Origin of the sequence: Pontixanthobacter sp. CEM42 (genome assembly GCF_017812015.1) — a bacterium.
GTDB lineage: Bacteria > Pseudomonadota > Alphaproteobacteria > Sphingomonadales > Sphingomonadaceae > Pontixanthobacter.
The window spans coordinates 793285-811110 of record NZ_JADQTN010000002.1; the positions used below are offsets into that span (position 1 = coordinate 793285).

Here is a 17826-nt window from a genome sequence, read left to right on the forward strand (position 1 = left end):
AATGGAGAAGGGCCTCCTCGCCGCCGCCGCTGCAATCATGGTGGTGACGCCGGTCATCGCTCCGTTTGAGCCAGCCCACGCGCAAATCCCTGCCGCCTTACCCAATAAGGAAGCAGTGCCCGCAGGGGAGCCCATGGCAATCGACGGAGATTGGCGGGTTAATACTATTGGCAAGGTCATCCGGATCGACCGCGGCCGTGCCTATGCAGTTGAGGGCTGGACGCACGCTATTCTGTTCCAAGTCCAGCCCGACATGGTGACGATCCGCAACATCAGCCAAACCGGTGATAATGAGTATGTCGGCGACGACCTGCCGCTAATGGGACGCGTGACCCTGAAAGCAGTCTCCGACGATCGCATCGAAGCATCGGTGCCGGGGCTTTTTGGGCCGGTGCGCTACACTCTGACGCGTGTCTCTGGCGGCAATGTTAACTCTGACAACAGGCCGCCGATGTTCGTTGGCACTGATCCGGAAAGCGGTCAGTCAGCACCCGGAGCGCCCGAGCAGGGGCCAGTTGCAGGCATACAATTCACATCGCTGTCTGAAGCTTTCGGTGAACCGCGACCCGTTGAAAACACCTTCCGCGGCTGCGAGATCCCTGAGAATGCAGGGCAGGAGCGATCGGCGCCCGCGCCAAGTCCGCGCGAGCGGATAGATGGGCGCCAATTCGCTCCCGTGGCCAACGAGCAACCCTCTGCCGGAATGCCCGGTGATGGCGACGAGTGCTGGACGCGAATGGACGGGGTTTGGGTCGAAAACGCTGATGCGAATTTTGACACCACCAGCAATGATGGGCGCGAGTGGGACGTCCAAGGCACCGCGTTGGTCGGTTTGCTGCACGGCAATTACACGACCCCTGAAACTCTCTTCATCGTCCCGGGCGGGAATGAGGACGAATTGTGGGTGATGTCAGGCGTCAATGATGTCCGTTACACTCGCTTTGCGTCATCTGATGATCAGTCCATCGCGAGCTTGATCGGCAATACACGCGCATCCAAGATTTACGAGGCTGATAACCGCACGTCTTTGGGCAGTCGCCTGACGGTTGATTACACCGCTGGCGGTGCGTTGCGTATACGTGCGGGTAACCGCCAGTTTCTGCGACCGCCGCCGCTTGAAGAAAGCGATCTGTCGATTGATGATGTCTTTGTCATCCAGTATCAGACCGACAATTTTGCAGCCAATTTGAAAGGCTACAACGTCCTAACGCAGGACCCATTCCTGTTGATGAACAACAATAAGGGCGAGGTCTTTGCCCGGCGCGATCGCGAGGAATACCGGATACAGGAAAAGTATGCCGTGCCTCTGGGCTTCACGCTGCGCAATGAATCATTGCAGGGTAATGTTTATCGCAGCACAACCGTATCAAGCGAAAAAGAGCTACAAAACGCAAACTCAAGCAGTTTTGGTTTGAACGCGGTATACAGTGTTTCGGGTGCGGTCAATTCGGTGCTCGCTTTTGTTCCGGGCGCAGGCCAGGTTGCAGACACCGGCTTTAGTGTTGGATACGCCAGTACGCAGTCGAGCATGGCGTCAATGCGGCAGAGCAATTCGATCGCTCAAGTGGTCGGATATTCACGTGCAAAGAGCTATGCGATCATTGTCGAACACGGTGACACCAAGCTGTCGCGCGATTTTCTGACGGCTGTTGGTGATGCGCAGGACGAGGGCGATTACCAGCAGTTGATCGAACGGTTTGGTACGCATTACGCTTATGCGGTGACATACGGCGCCAACGCCAAAATGACCCGCGATATCTCCAGCGAGGCTTTTTCCGAGGCCATGACCGAGGAGCAGGGGAACAAGTTTGAGGCCGAGGCAAAAATTGTCGGTAGCTCCATCGGGGGCTTTAACGAGAGTATGTCCAGCATGGGCAACAGGACGGCAGGAGAGATCGGCAATGAGGGAGGCCGCTTCGTCGCAGTAGGCGGCAACGGCTCTTGGGATTCAGGAGGGTATGCTCGCGGAGACCGTGTTGCACCAATTCTGCTCGATCTGAGGCCGCTCGATGAATTGCTCAACCCGATCAATTTTCCAGACCAACCCGATGTTTACACGCGGGTTCGGGCGGAGCTGGCGCAATCAATCAATCGCTATCTCGCTGGGCAGGCGCGTCCGCTCAGCAATGAACGACTGATCGAGCGGGTGAGCTATACGCCTCCGCCGCCAGAACCTGAGCCCGAGCGCGAGAAAATCGAACCGATCGAGGAATGGCATGTCTATGTCCGGTACCTCAACTGCACCAAGCCAGGGCCAGGTACGACCAATGGGGCATCGGGTAACATTACAATCTCTGCCACCGGACCACGTCCTGGCTTCGCCCAGCAGAAAAGGCTGAGTGTCGATTGCAAATGGAAGCAAAACAACCGTTCGACTTACAGCTATTCCATATCGGACAATACGCCCGGCTTGTTGATCCTGCGCGGCACCCGCGCCGAGATGAAACAGTACCGGCTGAGCTTTGACTTCGCCTGGCAGTATAATGGCGCGGTGCGGGGCAAGAACCGCAATAGCAAGCGTGCGCTCAACAACACGCCCATGCAAAGCGCGGGCCTCGCTGCAGATAAGTCGCACACAACAACATGGGTAATTGGCCCCAATGGCCGCCCAGAGCTGAAGCTGTATCTTCGCGTTAAACGTATCAAGTGATCGGACTGAGGAGGTCTAGTATGAAGAGCAGGTTCACAAGTGCAATGATCGCGCTCGCTGTGGCGATGGCACCGACCGTTGCGTTAGCGCAGAGCTACACACCCGATGTGCTGGAGGTTAGCGAGACCGGGCCTATCGCGTTCGACCCTTCGCCAAAACTTGATTTGTCAGATGGCGGGGCAATTGAATTTTGGGTCGCAGCGAACTGGCCGGCTGATCCCGGTTACGATCCGCCCGTAATCATCAACATTGGCCCCGATGGAATTCTGTATCAGGTCTCTATCTTACGGGACCGCGATGGTCTGGTGTTTGCCAACGCCAATGACGAAGATGTCTTCATCGGAGACTTATCCGATGGCAACCTGCACCATGTCGCGCTGAACATTATGGAAGATGGAGTTGAGGTGTATCTCGATGGTGCGCTGATCGGGACGAGCGATCTGCTCCCTCTCTCGCTGCCTTCAGCAGGTCTGTTTGTCGGCGGCTTAGAAACCGAGGAAAGCGCTTCTCTGGATGGCGCCGTTGGCCAATTGCGCTTTTGGAGCCAACCTTTGAAGGAAGACGAGATTATCGATTTCCGACTGCGCGAAGTGCTCGACCCGCAAAGCGATGATCATCCGGCAGCTGAGTATTTGGTGGCGCAGAGCGATTTCCGCGAGGATGAATTGCTTGTTGTAGAGTCGATTGAGAAATTGCCATGAAAATGAAGGCAATCACAGGAATCAGCCTCGCTGTGGCATTGGCTATAGGCGGCTTTGTACCAGCTCCTGCGGCGGTCAGCGTCTTTGTCGGCGCGGCAGAGGCGGCAAACGGAAATTCTTTAGGCAGTCGAAAAAAGAGCACCAAGCGTAAGGGGAGAAAGAAGAAAGCTCCCGCTGCGAAAAATGCTGCTAATGGGGCGAAAAAGACAACCCGTTCGGCAACCAGAAAAACGTCAAGAACGGGTCCGTCTCGCGTCGCCAGAAAGTCGGCCAGCCCCAAAAGCTCGACGAGCAAGCAAGGCAAACGCAATGCGGGCAGGTTCAAGCGGCACGCTTCTGCGCCAGCCGCAGGCAGTGGCCTGCTAGCGGTCCCCAACCCCGCGCCGCGCCCAGGTCGGGCTGCGGCACCACCTCGACAAGGTGCGAAGAAGCAAGCCCCCCCGGCTAAGCAAGCACGGGCAAACGCCAAAAAAACTCAGCGTCAAGCCCAGAACAAGACGTCGAAAACTGGGGCAAATCCGGCGGGGCCGGGCCGCCGAAACAGCGATGTATCGTCGGTATTACCACGTGTGCCGCAAGCGGGCGGAGCAACTGAGGCTGTGGCGAGGGTCGAAAATGCGCGCCAAGCTGCTGTAAGGACCGAGAAGACGAAGCAAGGTAAGAAGAGCCGCTTTTATTGGACGGGCTTTTTTGGCCGCAAGAAGAAATAGGGCGAAGGTGGGATTCGAATCCACGAGGCGGTCATATTTGGTATCTGCACTTGGGTCGTTGGCGGGAGCGACGGCTTCTTGTCCGACCCGAGCCAACAACTTGCAGACCGCTTGCGGCCCTTGACGACGCTATCTCTGAATTAGCAGACGGAGCCAATCGAGTGCTCACTAAAGCGGGAAGAGACTACGGAGTTTTGTTCCTACACAAGAAGATCGAAGCGATTCTCGAGGCTTGGTTCCGAATTTGGCCCGATCCATCGCCGCGAACGCTAAGCAAGCATCACCTCGCCAGCCAACCGCCATCAACAGCCAGAACATGTCCTTGGACATATTTTGCTGCGCCCGAGGCAAGGAATACTGCCGCTCCGCCAATATCGCCCGGCTCGCCCCAGCGGCCCGCTGGTATGCGTTCCAATATCTGCCGGTTGCGATCTTCGTCGGCTTGAAGCGCAGCTGTATTGTTCGTTGCAATGTAGCCAGGAGCAATCGCGTTCACATTGATGCCTTTTGCTGCCCACTCATTGGCGAGAAGCTTGGTCAGCCCGCCGACACCGCTCTTGGATGCGGTGTAGCTGGCAACGCGGATACCGCCTTGGAAGGTCAGCATGGAGGCGATATTGATGATGCTGCCACCACCGTTATCGGCCATTTGCTGGCCCGCCGATTGGCACAGGAAGAACAGAACCTTGAGATTGGTGTCCATCACCGCGTCCCAATCGTCCTCGGTGAAATCGAGTGCATCGTTACGGCGGATGATTCCCGCATTATTGACCAGAACATCGAGCCGCCCAAACGCTTCGACTGTTTCGGAGACAATCCGCTCGCATGGCTCCGTGGTGGATAAATCCGCCATTACAACATGCGCACGTACGCCTTCGGCCTCGACCAGTTGGCGTGTCTCGTCGGGATCACTGCGAGCGGTCAAGACGATGTCGGCACCGGCCTTCGCGAGCGCGACAGCGATCCCCTGGCCGATCCCGGTATTGGCACCAGTAACCAGCGCAACTTTGCCAGAAAGATCGAAGTAATTGTTGGCCATGATATCCCCTTGATCCGGTCAGTATCAGTTGGCCCTAAAGGCCGCGCAGGTAGCTGCTGATCTCATCGCTTTGCGAGTTGAGGTAGAAGTATTCTTCGAATTTCTCGCCCGCGATGGCGGCTTTCAAAAGGTCCTGATCAACATTCTTCAGAACGGTCATCATATCCTGACAAGTCACATCTTTGAGCTGTGCCAGTATGCCGCGGTTTTTGGCCATGATCTCGGCGCGTTCGGTCGGATAACCGAGGCCGCCTTCCTCTTCGAACAGCTTGCGATAGCAATCTTGCAGGTTCAATTCAGCCGCCCAGCCGAAGCCTTTGGCATAGGGCATCGAAATGGCGTTGCCGTCATTGATCCGGTTGAACAAGAATGCATCCGTAGGATCGATCACCAGTCCGCAAAATACGCCGGGCATTGAGTTACATGCGAGCATCGACCCCATACCGGTTCCGCAGCCAGTCACGACAAAATCGACTGCTTTGGAATTCAGCAAGATACCCGAGAGCAAGCCGTTCATAACATATGTCAGCTGAGCATCATCTTCGGTCGTATACATGCCGTAGTTGAAGACTTCATGGCCGAAAGGCTCAGCAACCGAAGTCAACGCCTCGTGAATGATGCCATTCTTCGCCGCTTGGCTATTCTCGCTGATCAGTGCAATTTTCATAATCTCTAGCTCTCTATCTGTTTGGCAAGTCCACTTGCCTTGCGGATTTCGGTAACCGGTGTCATTTTGTGATGCAAGCAGTTAATTGGTAGGACAATATCCTCGCTAACTGCGGGGCGGAGCAACGACCGAACCACGTTCAATAAATGTAGAGGCCAGCCCTACGCCCAAATTCGGATCGACGTCCTCGCCGCCGATAATTTTGGTCGCGGCGGCCTTTGCCATTTCCACAATCGGCCAGCGAACGGTCGTCAGCGATGGCCAGATATGGCTGGAAAGCGGCGTGTCATCGAAGCCGACAATGGAAAGGCCGCGTGGGATCTCGATGCCTCTGCGCCGTGCTGCAATCACAGCACCGATTGCCATTTCATCATTTGAGGCAAAAATCGCAGTCGGGCGATCTTTGCCGTCAATCAAGGAAAGCCCTGCCTCCACACCGGATTCAAATGTGTAGCGACCCTTGGCGATCATCCAGTCATGGATGGGCAGCCCAGCCTCGGTCATTGCTTGCTCGTAACCCGCGCGGCGTTCTGCGGGCGAAAGCGATTCCGGCCCTTCGATAAAGCCGATCTTTTCGTGCCCTACGGCGATCAAATGCCTGACGGCCTCGTAAACGGCTTCCCGGTCGTTTGACATCACGATATGCTGGGGATCGTCGAGCTCGCCAGAAACCATCCGGACATATCTCGTGCCCAAGCTATCGCACAATTCCGCGAGTTCATCGTTCTCGGAAATCGGCGGCAGGAAGACTACTCCATAGGGACGCTGCCGCTCCAAGAACCCGCGAATATCCTCGACAATGCTCGGCGAACTGCCATCGACAGGTTCGACCATCAGCCCAAATTCCGTGCCAGCGATACCTTCCAGAATGCCCTGCTGCACATTGACCAGGAATTGTGCGTTGGGGTTGTCGTGAATGGCGGCAATGATGAAGTTGCGACGTAATGCCAGTGCTCTCGCCTGCGGATTGGGTACATAGCCGATATCGGCGATAACTTTCTCGACCTGAATCCGAGTCTTCTCGCTGAGCAATGGCGATTTGTTGATGACCCGGCTGACTGTCTTCTTGGAGACTTTGGCAATCCGGGCCACATCATTGATGGTCGGTTTCCCGCTCGCCTTCATAAATTCCCCACATAATCCCGTTCAGTCGCTGTGAACCATACGGCAAAGGCGCGAGAATTGAAGGGTCAGAATGCGCTTGGCAACCACATCGACAATGTTGGCACAAATGTGATGAGCACCAGCGCGGCTATCAGGGTCAGGTAGAACGGCCAAATTGTGCGGACCATTTCAGGTACGGGCATCTTTCCAACAGCCGATCCGACGAACAACACAGAGCCGACCGGCGGTGTCACCAAGCCGATGCCGAGATTGATCATCAGAATGATTCCAAAATGCACCGGATCCACGCCGGTCGCCATTGCCACAGGCAAGAAGATCGGTGTGGTAATCACAATCAGCGGGGCCATGTCCATAAATGTGCCAAGTACCAGCAGCATTACGTTGATGATGAGCAGCGTCATGATGGGATTGTCCGTCATCAATCCGATCAACCCGCCGAGCTGCTGAGGCACTTCGAGTAAAGCCAGCGCAAAGCCGAATGCGGTCGCTGCGGCGATGATAAACAGCACCATCGACGCTGTACGCACTGACTTAGCGGCAGCTTCGGTGAAGCCTTTCCAACCAAGACTACGATAAACAAACGTGCCGACGAGCGCGGTATAAATCACCGCAATCGCGGACGACTCAGTCGGAGTGAAGAATCCGCTCAGGATGCCGCCCATAATAATCACACCGGTCATCAGGCCAGGAATCGCGTAGACGAGTGCGCGGAGGAATTGCCGCCAGCCGGGAAACGACCCCTTGGGCAATCCCCGCCGTTTCGCGACAATCCAAGCAGTCAGCGCCAACATAGCCCCGGTTAGAATGCCCGGAATGATACCGGCAAGGAACAAGTCGCCGATCGAGACACCAATACCCGAAGCTGCGGCATAGATAATCATATTGTGTGATGGCGGGATCAAAAGCCCGACAATCGCAGCGGTTACCGTGACGTTGACCGAGTAATCCTTGGGGTAACCTTTCTCTTCCATCAGCGGGACCATGCTTGATCCAATGGCCGAGGCACTTGCGATAGCGGAACCGGACACCGCGCCGAACATCATCGACGCGCCGACATTGACTACTCCCAGCCCGCCTTGCATCCGCCCGAAGGCAGCGTCAGCAACGCGAACCAATCGCTCGGCTATTCCGGAGCGGTACATGAGATCACCGGCGAAGATAAAGAACGGGATCGCCATGAGGGTGAACACGCTGATGCCCGCCGCCATGCGTTGGACAGCGACTACCAACGGAATATCGATGACTGCAAAAGTCGCCAACGCCGCACCAAACAACGCAATCGCGACAGGAACACCGAGAGCGAGCAGAAGGAACAGGACTGCGAAAAGAACCAGAATTTCCATCAGTCGGCCTGCACTTTCTCGCCGCGCAATTCGGTCAGGAAATTATTCACTGCAAAAAGGATGATGAGCAGACCGCAGAATGGGATCGGAAGGTAGGCGATCCCGCGGCTTACGCCGAGCGATGGGATAACGAACTCCCACACCAGCCACACGAGCTGGGTTCCGTAAGCCAGCAAAACCAAGCCGAACAGAGCGACGACGATGTTGATCACCAATCTTACTCTCTGCGCTGCCGCATCAGATATCGAGTCTTCCAGCAGGCCGATGCGGATATGGAAGCCCTCACGGAAACCCGCCGCTGCGGCGAAAAAGACGTACCAGATCATTAGTACCATTGATCCCTGTTCGGACCATGAGGGGCTGGAATTGAGCACAAACCGGCCGAAAACTTGCCAGCCGATGATCGCTGTCATCAGGATCAATCCAGCAGCGCCGAATTTGACCAACCAATCGGAAAGCACTCGCATCAGCTTGTCCCCTTGCGCATGGCCAATATCCGGTCGACCAGATCCTGCTGCTCGGCCGTGTCGATAAAGTCAGCCCACATATCGGTCATCATTTCGGCAAATGGAGCGGGATCGACTTCGTTCACTTCAACCCCGGCGTCTTCGATGACCTTCATGCTTTTCTCTACCTGTGCGTCCCATAGTGTGCGCAAATAGGGCACTGAGTCCTTGGCCGATTGGCGGACGACCGCCTGATCTTCTGCGGACAATTTGTCCCAGCTAATCTTGGACATCACAAAGGCTTCAGGCGCGAGCAAATGCCGCGTCAGGCTATAATAGCGTGCGACTTCGTAGTGCCGCCCGATATCGAAGGATGGCCAATTGTTTTCCGCGCCATCAATCACGCCTTGCGATAGCGATTGATAGACCTCGTCCAGAGGCATAGGGACAGCATCGGCGCCAAGCGCTTTCACCATCGCCACATACAGGTCAGAGCCCGGGACGCGTAACTTCAAGCCGCGCATATCCTCCGGCGATGTGATCGGGCCGCGCGTGTTGTAAAAGGACCGTGCGCCAGAATCGTAGAAGCACAGGCCGATGAGCCCATGGCGTTCCAGCGTGGCGAGAATTTCATCACCGATCTCGCTATCGAGTGAGGTTCGCATATGTTCTGTCGATTCAAACAGAAAAGGCAGCGATGGAACGCGCGTGGTCGGCTCTATGGAATTGAGTGGCGCAAGATTTACGCGATTGAAATCAAGCCCGCCGAACGTTGTGATCTCCAGCGTGTCGCGCTCATTACCCAGTTGTCCGCCCGAGTAAATCTTCAGGCCGAGCCGGCCGCCAGTGCGTTCTTCCAGCAGTTTGCCAAAACGTTCCACCGCCTGCACAGTTGGATAGTCTCGAACATGCGTATCCGCCGAGGTTAGCAAGTTGGAAAGGCGCGGTTTGCAGCCGCCGAGCGCGAGCATCCCGCCTGTCGCCGCAGCGCCAGCAATTAATTTCCTGCGTCCAATATTTATCAAACGATAGGCTCCGCTTTGGTCAATATCAGTTCTAGTGTGCCAAATTGGCCGAAATCTAATGTGGACCGTGCACCGATCTTCGCCTCATGAACACCCGTTATTGCGCCAGTGGATACGAAGGTGCCGGGCGACAGGTCGATATTGTGCGCCCGCGCGTGATCGAACATGAAGGCCAGAGCCTTGCCTGTATCCTCTCGAAAACTCTCAAGCACGCGTGAGGCAATCATCTCGCCATCGATATGGGTTTCCACCACTGCCGCATTGGGTGCGATCGATTGCCAGCGTTTGATTTCGGGCCCGAGCAACATCCCATTGTTGTTGCCGAAATCACTTATGACAGCGATCGGGCCAACATCGTTGATTGCGGGGATCGGGCTACTGGCAATTTCGGCGCCGATATACATTCGGTCCTGACTGCGCGTTTCTCCAAGCTCCACAATAAACTCTGGTTCGATGGCTCCGAAGCCGCCTTCGAATATCGGCATTCTTGCGACTTCGCCATCGGATGGTCGCACGACCGACTCAGCAAAAATTGGGCCCGTCAGCCGCGTTGCATTGAAATGCTCGATAAAAGCGGTTGGGACCCCGCCTACTTTCCAGCCTGCAACCTTGTCAGCCCAAGCTCCCCGCGAGATGCGCTGCGTCTCATAAGCCTGTGCAAATGTTTCCGGCAGATCGCCCGGAAAGCCCGGCAGTGCGCTCGCTGCACGCCGGGCTCCGGTAAGTGTATCCGAGATCGCGCGGAGATTCTCATCCACTACAGTCAGTTTATCGCTCATTATTCTCTACCGGCTGCTTTCTGCGCTCAGAACTTGCCGCGAAGGCCGACGAAATAGCGCCGTCCAGAGTAATCTGCTTGGGCAAGACTGTCGCCGGTCGGACGGTAGAAGATGTTCGGCTCATCAAGAATGTTCAGAGCTTGGAACCTGGCCTGCACGCCGTCAACAATATCGATATTGAGCGAGAAATCGAGGAAGCCTTGATCCTCGGTAAAACGGTTCGAACTGGTCCGGAATGGCTTGAAGTAGCTGGACCGCCATTTGTATGCCAGCCGCGTGCTGAACCAATCCGCTTCGTAAAACACAGTCGCGTTCGCGGTATGCTTCGAATAGCCCGGAATGTTCGCAGGTTCCGTAAAATCTGACAGTGCATTGCCGCTGACGACAATCGGATCCTCGAACTCGAAATCGGAGTCCGCGAAGTTGTAGCTGAGCTGGAAGCCCAGTCCGAAGTCAAACTTGTGCTGCGCGTTGACTTCAAACCCGAGCAGCCGGCTTTTTTCGCCGGAGTTCACGGTACGACCAACGATGACTTCGGTAGGCGCTCCGTCGACATTGAGCGTCAACGGCGTGACATCAGTCCGGAAACCTGTCTGCAATTGCTTAGCGTAGGCTGCGACGGCAAATGAGGTGGTCGGCGCTACATACCATTCGAATGAAACATCACCGTTCCAAGACGTAAGCGGTTCCAAGAACGGGTTGCCGCTGGCGCTAACGATCGATCCGAGATCACCAAGGTCGGCGGTGTCGTCAAAATTCAACGCCGCCGACAAGTTCAACTGATCGGGCCGTGCAATGGCACGATACGCTGCCAAGCGGAGCAATTTGTCATCGCCAAGCTCGAGAACCAAGTTCGCGCTCGGCAACCAGTTCCAGAACGAGTTGCGCTCCGCATTGATGATCGGCGCGCCGACTTCGGTAATTGTGATGGTATCGGGATCCGGCCCCGGGCTGGTCACAAGTGCCGAGCTAACGCCAATCGATGCCAGGTCCGTTTTGACGCCGCGAAAGCCAATATTGCCACGTGCTGGCACTCCGAACATCATTGAGTCGAAATTCGCCTGCACATACCCGGCATAGGTCTTCTCGGTAACATCAGTGTCCTGCGTAGACAGTGTTGAGACACCCGAAGCGGGCACGCCGGCATTGATATCGCCGGTGAGCGCCGTGAACAATGCCCGCGCATCCCAAGTGGCAAAGGTGAGACCTCGCGCATTCGTGTTCTCGTCACCTCTAAACAGATCTTCGACAAGGAAGCCGTCGCGGCGGGCAGCGATTGCACCGTCGCTGGCATAATTGCCCGCGAGCAGCGGTAGCGTGGAATCGATACCGTCGTCTTGCACGCGTTGGCGATTTGCATAGCGGAATCCAGCTTGGAATGACTCAAAGAACCCATCGGTCTCGTAGGTTGCATCCAACCGCACCGCGAAAATGCCATCATCGACATTTTCAAGGCGGCGACGCGCACGCGCACCGTTGTTGTAGAGATCATGGTTGTCGAGATCGAAAGCCAGACCGGTATTGTTCTCCACCGCCGACACATCGGTCAGCGTCAAGTTCGGAATGTTGGTTCCACGGCGATCAATCTCGTACAATACTCGGCTGTTGGTTCGGATGCGCATATCCAGTTCGTCCTGACGGCGCTGGGTCTGGGAGTAAGAGAAATCCGCGACAAGATTCAGCGGACCGGAACTCCACGCGATATTGGAACCAAGGCCGATATATTCTTCGGTCCGTTGGCGCCATACCGACTGGTTCTCTAACCGGGTTTCGCCGCTCCAGGCAAGCAATGCACCTGTCGGTGAAATTTCAATCGGCGCAATATCGCGGCGGCCATCGGCAATGACCAGATTGCCGCGCTCCTCGATATCATCGCGGTATGAGTATTGCGCATCGAGAATGACTTCAAAATTGGATGACGGTTTCAGTTGGATCGTTGCCATCACTGCATCGCGGTCAGCCTCCGTTTGCATCGCGCGATAGATGTACTGATTGGACACAAAGTACGTATCGGAGGCACCGGTCGGATTGCCGGCAGCATCGGTATCAAAAGCGCAATTATTGCTTTGATCGATACCTTCGATCGTATTGCAGGGGCGGTAGGTGGAACTGCTGGTGAAGATATCTTCCGGCGCCGTGTCACGGCGGATTTGACCGCCAATGGCAATGCCTAATTCGCCGTCACCCAGTTGGAACTGATCGACGTAAGATGCGGTCACGCGGTAGTTAAGGGGATCGCCGTCGGTGACGCGATCTTCGTAGTCGCTGTAACCACCCAGCGCCTGAATTTGCAGTCTCCGCTTGCCATAATCGAGTGGCTTAAGCGTTTGTAGTTCAATGATGCCTGAGACGCCGCCTTCGATGAAGCTGGCCTGCTGCGATTTGTAGACGATCGCGCCATTGATAAGCTCGGACGGGAACTGACCGAAATTGACATCGCGCCCGTCACTACCGGAAGAGATTTCGCGTCCGTTGAGATAAGACGATCCGAGAAATGCACCCAGACCGCGAACAGATAGTTCCGAAGCGCCACCTTTGAACCGATCCGACGTCACGCCGACAACTCGCTCCAAAGTCTCGGCAACCGATAGATCGGGAAGGTCGCCAATATCATCGCCAACAATCGCATCGCCGATCACGCCAAGATTGCGCTTAGTTTCAAGCGAGTTTTCAATTGTTCTGCCGATCTGGCCGGTGACTACGATGTCCTCACCTTCCGCCAATTGATCATCCGGCTCAACCTGGTCCTGTGCAAAAGTCGTATTTGGCAGTGCGATGGTTATGGCCGAAGCAAGCAGTGCGAGCCGGAAAGCCGTCTTGCCGGAGCACGATCCTGGGTCGGATTTTTGCGGCAACGCACCCGTAGAATTTGTCATATCTCTCTCCCATTACCGGTTCTTCTAGCGCTGTCAGTCGCCTAATTGACACCGGTTACCTAAATAATTGACACCGGTGCCATTGGAGGTCAATACTCAAATTGAAAAAGATGATAAGTGTATCGGGAAGAGGATACGGGTTCGGATTATGACTATGAAATACAATAGGTTTTGCGGATTGGCATTGACCGCCTTGTTCGTCTGCAATCCGTTGACTGCGCAGGAAATACCCGAAATCCTGACTTCGGATAGTGGCGGATCGGACACATATCTCCCGGACTTCTCCTATGCGGGGTATGGATTCGGAACGGAGCCAATTCCGAAGATCGATAATGTCATTGATGTTGCGGACTTCGGTGCTGTACCCGATGATGGCAAGGATGACAGTGTAGCGCTGAAGGCGGCACTGGCCGCAGCACATAAGGAAGACGGACCCGTGCGCGTGCAGATGCATGCTGGTCGCTATTTACTGAGCGAAATTCTCTGGATCGAGAAGAGCGGAATCGTGCTGTCCGGAATTGGTATGGGCGATGGCGGAACCACGCTGCATATGCCGCGTCCGCTCAACCAGATTGATGATGACGGGGCGCTCACAGAAATCCGTCAGTATCTATCGGAAGAGAACAAATACGAGCGCATCGAAGACATGAATTTGGATGTGCTGTTCTCCGAATATAGCTGGAGTGCCGGCTTTATCTGGACACGTGTTCCGGAGGGACGCCATGCAACCTATATCGAACGGTACGACCGGCCCATCGATGTGCTTGCAGATATCCAAACTGGTACGCGCGGCACACGTGAATTGGTGGTCGCAGACACCAGTGCATTGTCGGTGGGCCAAGTTCTTCAGATAAATTGGCACAATCGCGCTGGACCGAATGGTCCTCTGATCAAATCGCTGTATGGCGATACCGACTTGAAAGTGGGCAGTCGCCACTGGGAACTGCCCGAGCGCCCGCTGGTGCGGCAGGCGACAGAGATACTTGCGATTGATGGCGGCCGCGTAACCATTGCTGATCCACTGCTGCATGATATCAGTGCCGAACTCCCAGCGAATTTCGCGCGCTGGGATCACCTCAAAAATGTCGGGCTGCAGGATTTCGCGCTAGAATTTCCGGACAACCCCTATTTCGGACATCATAACGAAGCAGGCTATAATGGAGTGTACTTCACTGGCGTTCACAACGGCTGGATCCGTAATGTCCGCATTAAAGACAGCGACAGCGGCATTCTGACAGATGACATCGCCAATGTGACGATCGCGAATATTGTGACCGAGGGTGATCACAAGGCGCATTACAGCGTCCATGTTGGCAATGTGCACAATGTGCTGATTGACGGTCTCAACGTATTCAATCCGACCGAGCACTCGCTTAGTTTCAACACGCTAGCGACCAAGTCTGTCTACACCAACTCAACAGTTTGGCAGACGCCCACGCTTGATCAACACGCTGGTGCCAACCACCAGAATCTCTACGACAATGTGACGGTGCATCTCACCCCCGATCAAACGAGCGACGACGGCGAACAACTATACGATCTCTATAAGGCCGGCGGTGCTGGATATTGGCAGCCCGGCCACGGCCGGTTCAATACCGCATGGAACGTAAAGGTCATCGTCGAAGGGGGCGTTGGACCGGACGAGCAAGTCGTCATTCTGGGCGGCTCTGAGGGACCCGATGCGCGCGTAATTGGCATGCATGGCAATCGTGAGATCGTCCTCGACCACCGGCCACAGCCCTATGTGGAATCGATGAACAAGAAGGTCACCGGCGTGCCTTCGCTTTACGAATATCAGCTCAATCAACGTACTCGCGATGAAGATCGCCGATGACGCAATTTTTATCGTTCGGCGAGAATATGCTTCGTCATTGATCTAAGCTCGGCGTTTCGTGAACGGGTAGTTGCGTAGGACTCGATCCGCGAAACCTCGCCGCTGGAAGCCGCTTATTCCGCTACGGTCGATGAGATGGCGGTTACAACGCCTCGGATCTCTGCGAGGCCCTTCATTCTCCCAATCGCTGAATAACCGGGATTGCTGGTGCGTTTTACGTCGTCCATCATCAGGTGGCCGTGATCGGGGCGGATGAAAATTTCACGACCGAGTGCTTGTTCGTTTTCTAGCAGATGCCGGATGACGCGGACCATATCGATATCACTATCCAGATGACCGGCCTCATAGAACGAGCGCTGCTCTTGCGGGTCGCGGGTTACGCCGCGCAGATGCGCGAAGTGGATCCGCTCCGCATAGTCGCGGGCCATTTCGGGCAGATTGTTGTCGGGACGGCTGCCATAGGTCCCGACGCACAGGGTGATCCCGTTGGCAGGGCTGGGTAGCGCGCTGAATAGCTTGTCGAGATCGTCAGGCGTGCAGATAACACGCGGAAGGCCAAACATATCCCATGGCGGGTCATCCGGGTGGATCGCTAGCTTAATGTCAAGCTCCTCGGCATGAGGTAAAATCTTCGCCAGAAACGCGAACAGGTTCGCTCTTAGCTTAGCGTGATCCACTTCCTTATATCGCCCCAGTGCTGCCCGAAAATCATCGAGCGAGTAGGCATCTGTCATCTTGCCAGGAAGTCCTGCGATAATGGTCTGCGTTAGGCTTGTCCGCTCTTCGACGGTCAACCGCTCGAACACTTTCCGCGCACGCGCGATATCGCTTTCGGTATAGTCACCTGTAGCGTTCTCGCGCCGCAAGATAAACAGGTCGAAAGCCGCAAATTTGTCTTGATCAAACCGTAAGGCATAAGCCCCGTTTGGCAGTGGGAATTTGAGGTCCGTCCGTGTCCAATCAATCACCGGCATAAAATTGTAACAAATCGTTGTGATGCCCTCGGCCGCCAGATTGCGTAGTGAGGTTATCCAGTTTTCGACGTATGCCTCATGCCCGGGAGCGGCAAGCTTGATATCGTCATGGACAGGGATGCTCTCGACTACAGTCCAATGCAGCGGTGCCATCGTATCATTATATTCTTCGACCAGCGCTTTGTGCGCCCGGACTGCCTCGTCGGACCACGCTTCGCCGATTGGTATGTCGTGTAAAGCGCTGACAATATCGGTCGCGCCGGTCTGCCGTATGTCTGCCAGACTGACTGGGTCGTTCGGCCCGAACCATCGCCATGATTCTCTCATGCTGCTAACCCTCGATCATCGCCAATAGGCCTTGAACACCCATATAGCTGGTCACAAGTGAGAACAGCAAAATTGCGAACAAGCAGACATTGGTAAGAACGCCGTTTCGATGTGTACCTATCAATTCGGTCTTGTTGCTCAGATAGAGTATGCACGCCACCGTTGCTGGCAGAAGTACGACGTTGAACGCCTGCGATACAATCATCACGATTACCGGCCTTGCGTCGAACAGCGGCACAACCAACCCCAGCAGCGAGATGAAAAACACCATGATCCGGTATTTGGGTAGCGTCATCTCGCGATCGGAGTTTTGATAGTCGCACAGCAGCCATGGCAGCATCAGCACATTGGGGAATTGGGACGAAACACCGGCAGCAACTATACCAATTGCAAAGATCGAGACGGCGAAGGGACCGGCGAGCGGCTCCAGCAAAGTGATCATTTGAGAGGGACGGTCTAGCCCTATGCCTTCGGCGAAAAGCGTTCCCGCAGCTGCCGCCATGATCGCCGCGCTGATGACGAACATCATAGTCACCGCGAACAGCGCATCACGGCGTTGCTGCACGTTATCGGCGATGGTCCAACCTGCCTCCTTCACCAGCGTGGTGCGAATGATGAACAGGCCGGAGAACAATGTTGTGCCGACCATCGATGCGATGAGCAGCAGCGGTCCCTGTCCGCCGATTTCGCTTGCCGCTACCTCTGGGACCGAAGGGATAAGCCCACTCGCAATATCCATTGGCGGTGGCATCATAATGAAAAAGTTGATGACAAAGCTCGCGGCCATGATCGCCACGATAACCGCCAACGCACGTTCGAAGACTTGGGTGCGGCCATTCCAGAAGATGAAGTAGACTAGGGCAATGAAGAATGACGCCCACCAGAGGGGTTTTATGCCTCCATCGACAAAGCCCTTGGACCATTCGAAACTGATCTCGGCAACGATTCCCATCACACCCATGACGCTGCCACTTACGCCTGCGGTTAGCGCTAGGATGAAGAATATGCCCACAGAAGGATGGATATGTTTGCGAAATGCCTGAAGGGCGGTTTCCCCGGTGACAAGCGTATACCGGCCGTAGGCGGTAATCATCACATAGGTTGCCGCGCAGGAGATGAGCACGGTCCACAGTAGGGACATGCCGTATGTGGCGCCGGCTTTGGCCATCGTTGTGACGCTGCCGGTCCCAATATTGAAACCGAGCAAGAAAATGCCCGGTAGAAAAAGTGCAAGCCTGCTTTTCATATCACTGCCCCCATTAGCCGCATTCTCCGGCTGCCTTAACCCCTACATACAAATTGGTATGACAGAAAAATCAACAAAGGTATA

Annotated in this window: 13 protein-coding genes; 3 read left to right on the forward strand and 10 right to left on the reverse strand. The window is 55.3% G+C overall.

The genetic code is table 11. The annotated features are described in order from the left end of the window. Position 1 precedes the first annotated feature (1 nt). The gene (locus J9777_RS13825; protein ID WP_209349373.1) at positions 2-2650 is read left to right on the forward strand and encodes an MAC/perforin domain-containing protein; all 2649 of its coding nucleotides are present in this window, start codon (positions 2-4) and stop codon (positions 2648-2650) included. A gap of 20 nt (positions 2651-2670) precedes the next feature. Continuing rightward, positions 2671-3351: a LamG-like jellyroll fold domain-containing protein gene (locus J9777_RS13830; RefSeq protein ID WP_209349374.1), complete on the forward strand. Its 681-nt coding sequence runs from the start codon at positions 2671-2673 to the stop codon at positions 3349-3351. A 990-nt stretch (positions 3352-4341) separates the two neighbouring features. Here the strand turns inward: J9777_RS13830 and kduD are convergent. From kduD to J9777_RS13870, 8 genes are all read right to left on the reverse strand, one after another. After that, positions 4342-5100, reverse strand: a complete 759-nt coding sequence (gene kduD, locus J9777_RS13835) for a 2-dehydro-3-deoxy-D-gluconate 5-dehydrogenase KduD (RefSeq protein ID WP_209349375.1) — start codon at positions 5098-5100, stop codon at positions 4342-4344. 34 nt (positions 5101-5134) lie between these two features. After that, on the reverse strand, positions 5135-5767 hold the full coding sequence (locus tag J9777_RS13840) for an RpiB/LacA/LacB family sugar-phosphate isomerase (protein WP_209349376.1): 633 nt from the start codon (positions 5765-5767) through the stop codon (positions 5135-5137). Between the two features lie 105 nt (positions 5768-5872). After that, positions 5873-6892 (reverse strand): LacI family DNA-binding transcriptional regulator, encoded by a 1020-nt coding sequence (locus tag J9777_RS13845; protein WP_209349377.1) that lies wholly within the window; start codon positions 6890-6892, stop codon positions 5873-5875. Positions 6893-6957: 65 nt separating this feature from the next. Beyond that, complete coding sequence (locus J9777_RS13850; RefSeq protein ID WP_209349378.1) at positions 6958-8235, reverse strand: TRAP transporter large permease; 1278 nt, start codon at positions 8233-8235, stop codon at positions 6958-6960. Continuing rightward, positions 8235-8702 carry a TRAP transporter small permease gene (locus J9777_RS13855; RefSeq protein WP_209349379.1) on the reverse strand — a complete coding sequence of 156 codons (468 nt, stop codon included), beginning with the start codon at positions 8700-8702 and terminating at the stop codon, positions 8235-8237. The genes J9777_RS13850 and J9777_RS13855 overlap by 1 nt, the downstream gene beginning before the upstream one ends. Next, positions 8702-9652 carry a TRAP transporter substrate-binding protein gene (locus J9777_RS13860; RefSeq protein WP_209349380.1) on the reverse strand — a complete coding sequence of 317 codons (951 nt, stop codon included), beginning with the start codon at positions 9650-9652 and terminating at the stop codon, positions 8702-8704. Before J9777_RS13860 ends, J9777_RS13855 begins: the two co-directional genes overlap by 1 nt. Positions 9653-9702: 50 nt before the next feature. Beyond that, positions 9703-10485: a 2-keto-4-pentenoate hydratase gene (locus tag J9777_RS13865; RefSeq protein ID WP_209349381.1), complete on the reverse strand. Its 783-nt coding sequence runs from the start codon at positions 10483-10485 to the stop codon at positions 9703-9705. Positions 10486-10511: 26 nt separating this feature from the next. Next, positions 10512-13361: a TonB-dependent receptor gene (locus J9777_RS13870; RefSeq protein WP_209349382.1), complete on the reverse strand. Its 2850-nt coding sequence runs from the start codon at positions 13359-13361 to the stop codon at positions 10512-10514. Between the two features lie 154 nt (positions 13362-13515). On the opposite strand from J9777_RS13870, the gene J9777_RS13875 reads away from it, so the two are divergent. Further along, positions 13516-15195, forward strand: coding sequence for a glycosyl hydrolase family 28-related protein (locus J9777_RS13875; protein ID WP_209349383.1), 1680 nt, complete (start codon positions 13516-13518; stop codon positions 15193-15195). Positions 15196-15308: 113 nt separating this feature from the next. Here J9777_RS13875 and uxuA read toward each other — a convergent pair whose 3' ends face one another. Further along, on the reverse strand, positions 15309-16496 hold the full coding sequence (gene uxuA, locus J9777_RS13880; RefSeq protein ID WP_209349384.1) for a mannonate dehydratase: 1188 nt from the start codon (positions 16494-16496) through the stop codon (positions 15309-15311). A 4-nt stretch (positions 16497-16500) separates the two neighbouring features. After that, positions 16501-17742 (reverse strand): Nramp family divalent metal transporter, encoded by a 1242-nt coding sequence (locus J9777_RS13885; RefSeq protein ID WP_209349385.1) that lies wholly within the window; start codon positions 17740-17742, stop codon positions 16501-16503. Positions 17743-17826 lie beyond the last annotated feature (84 nt).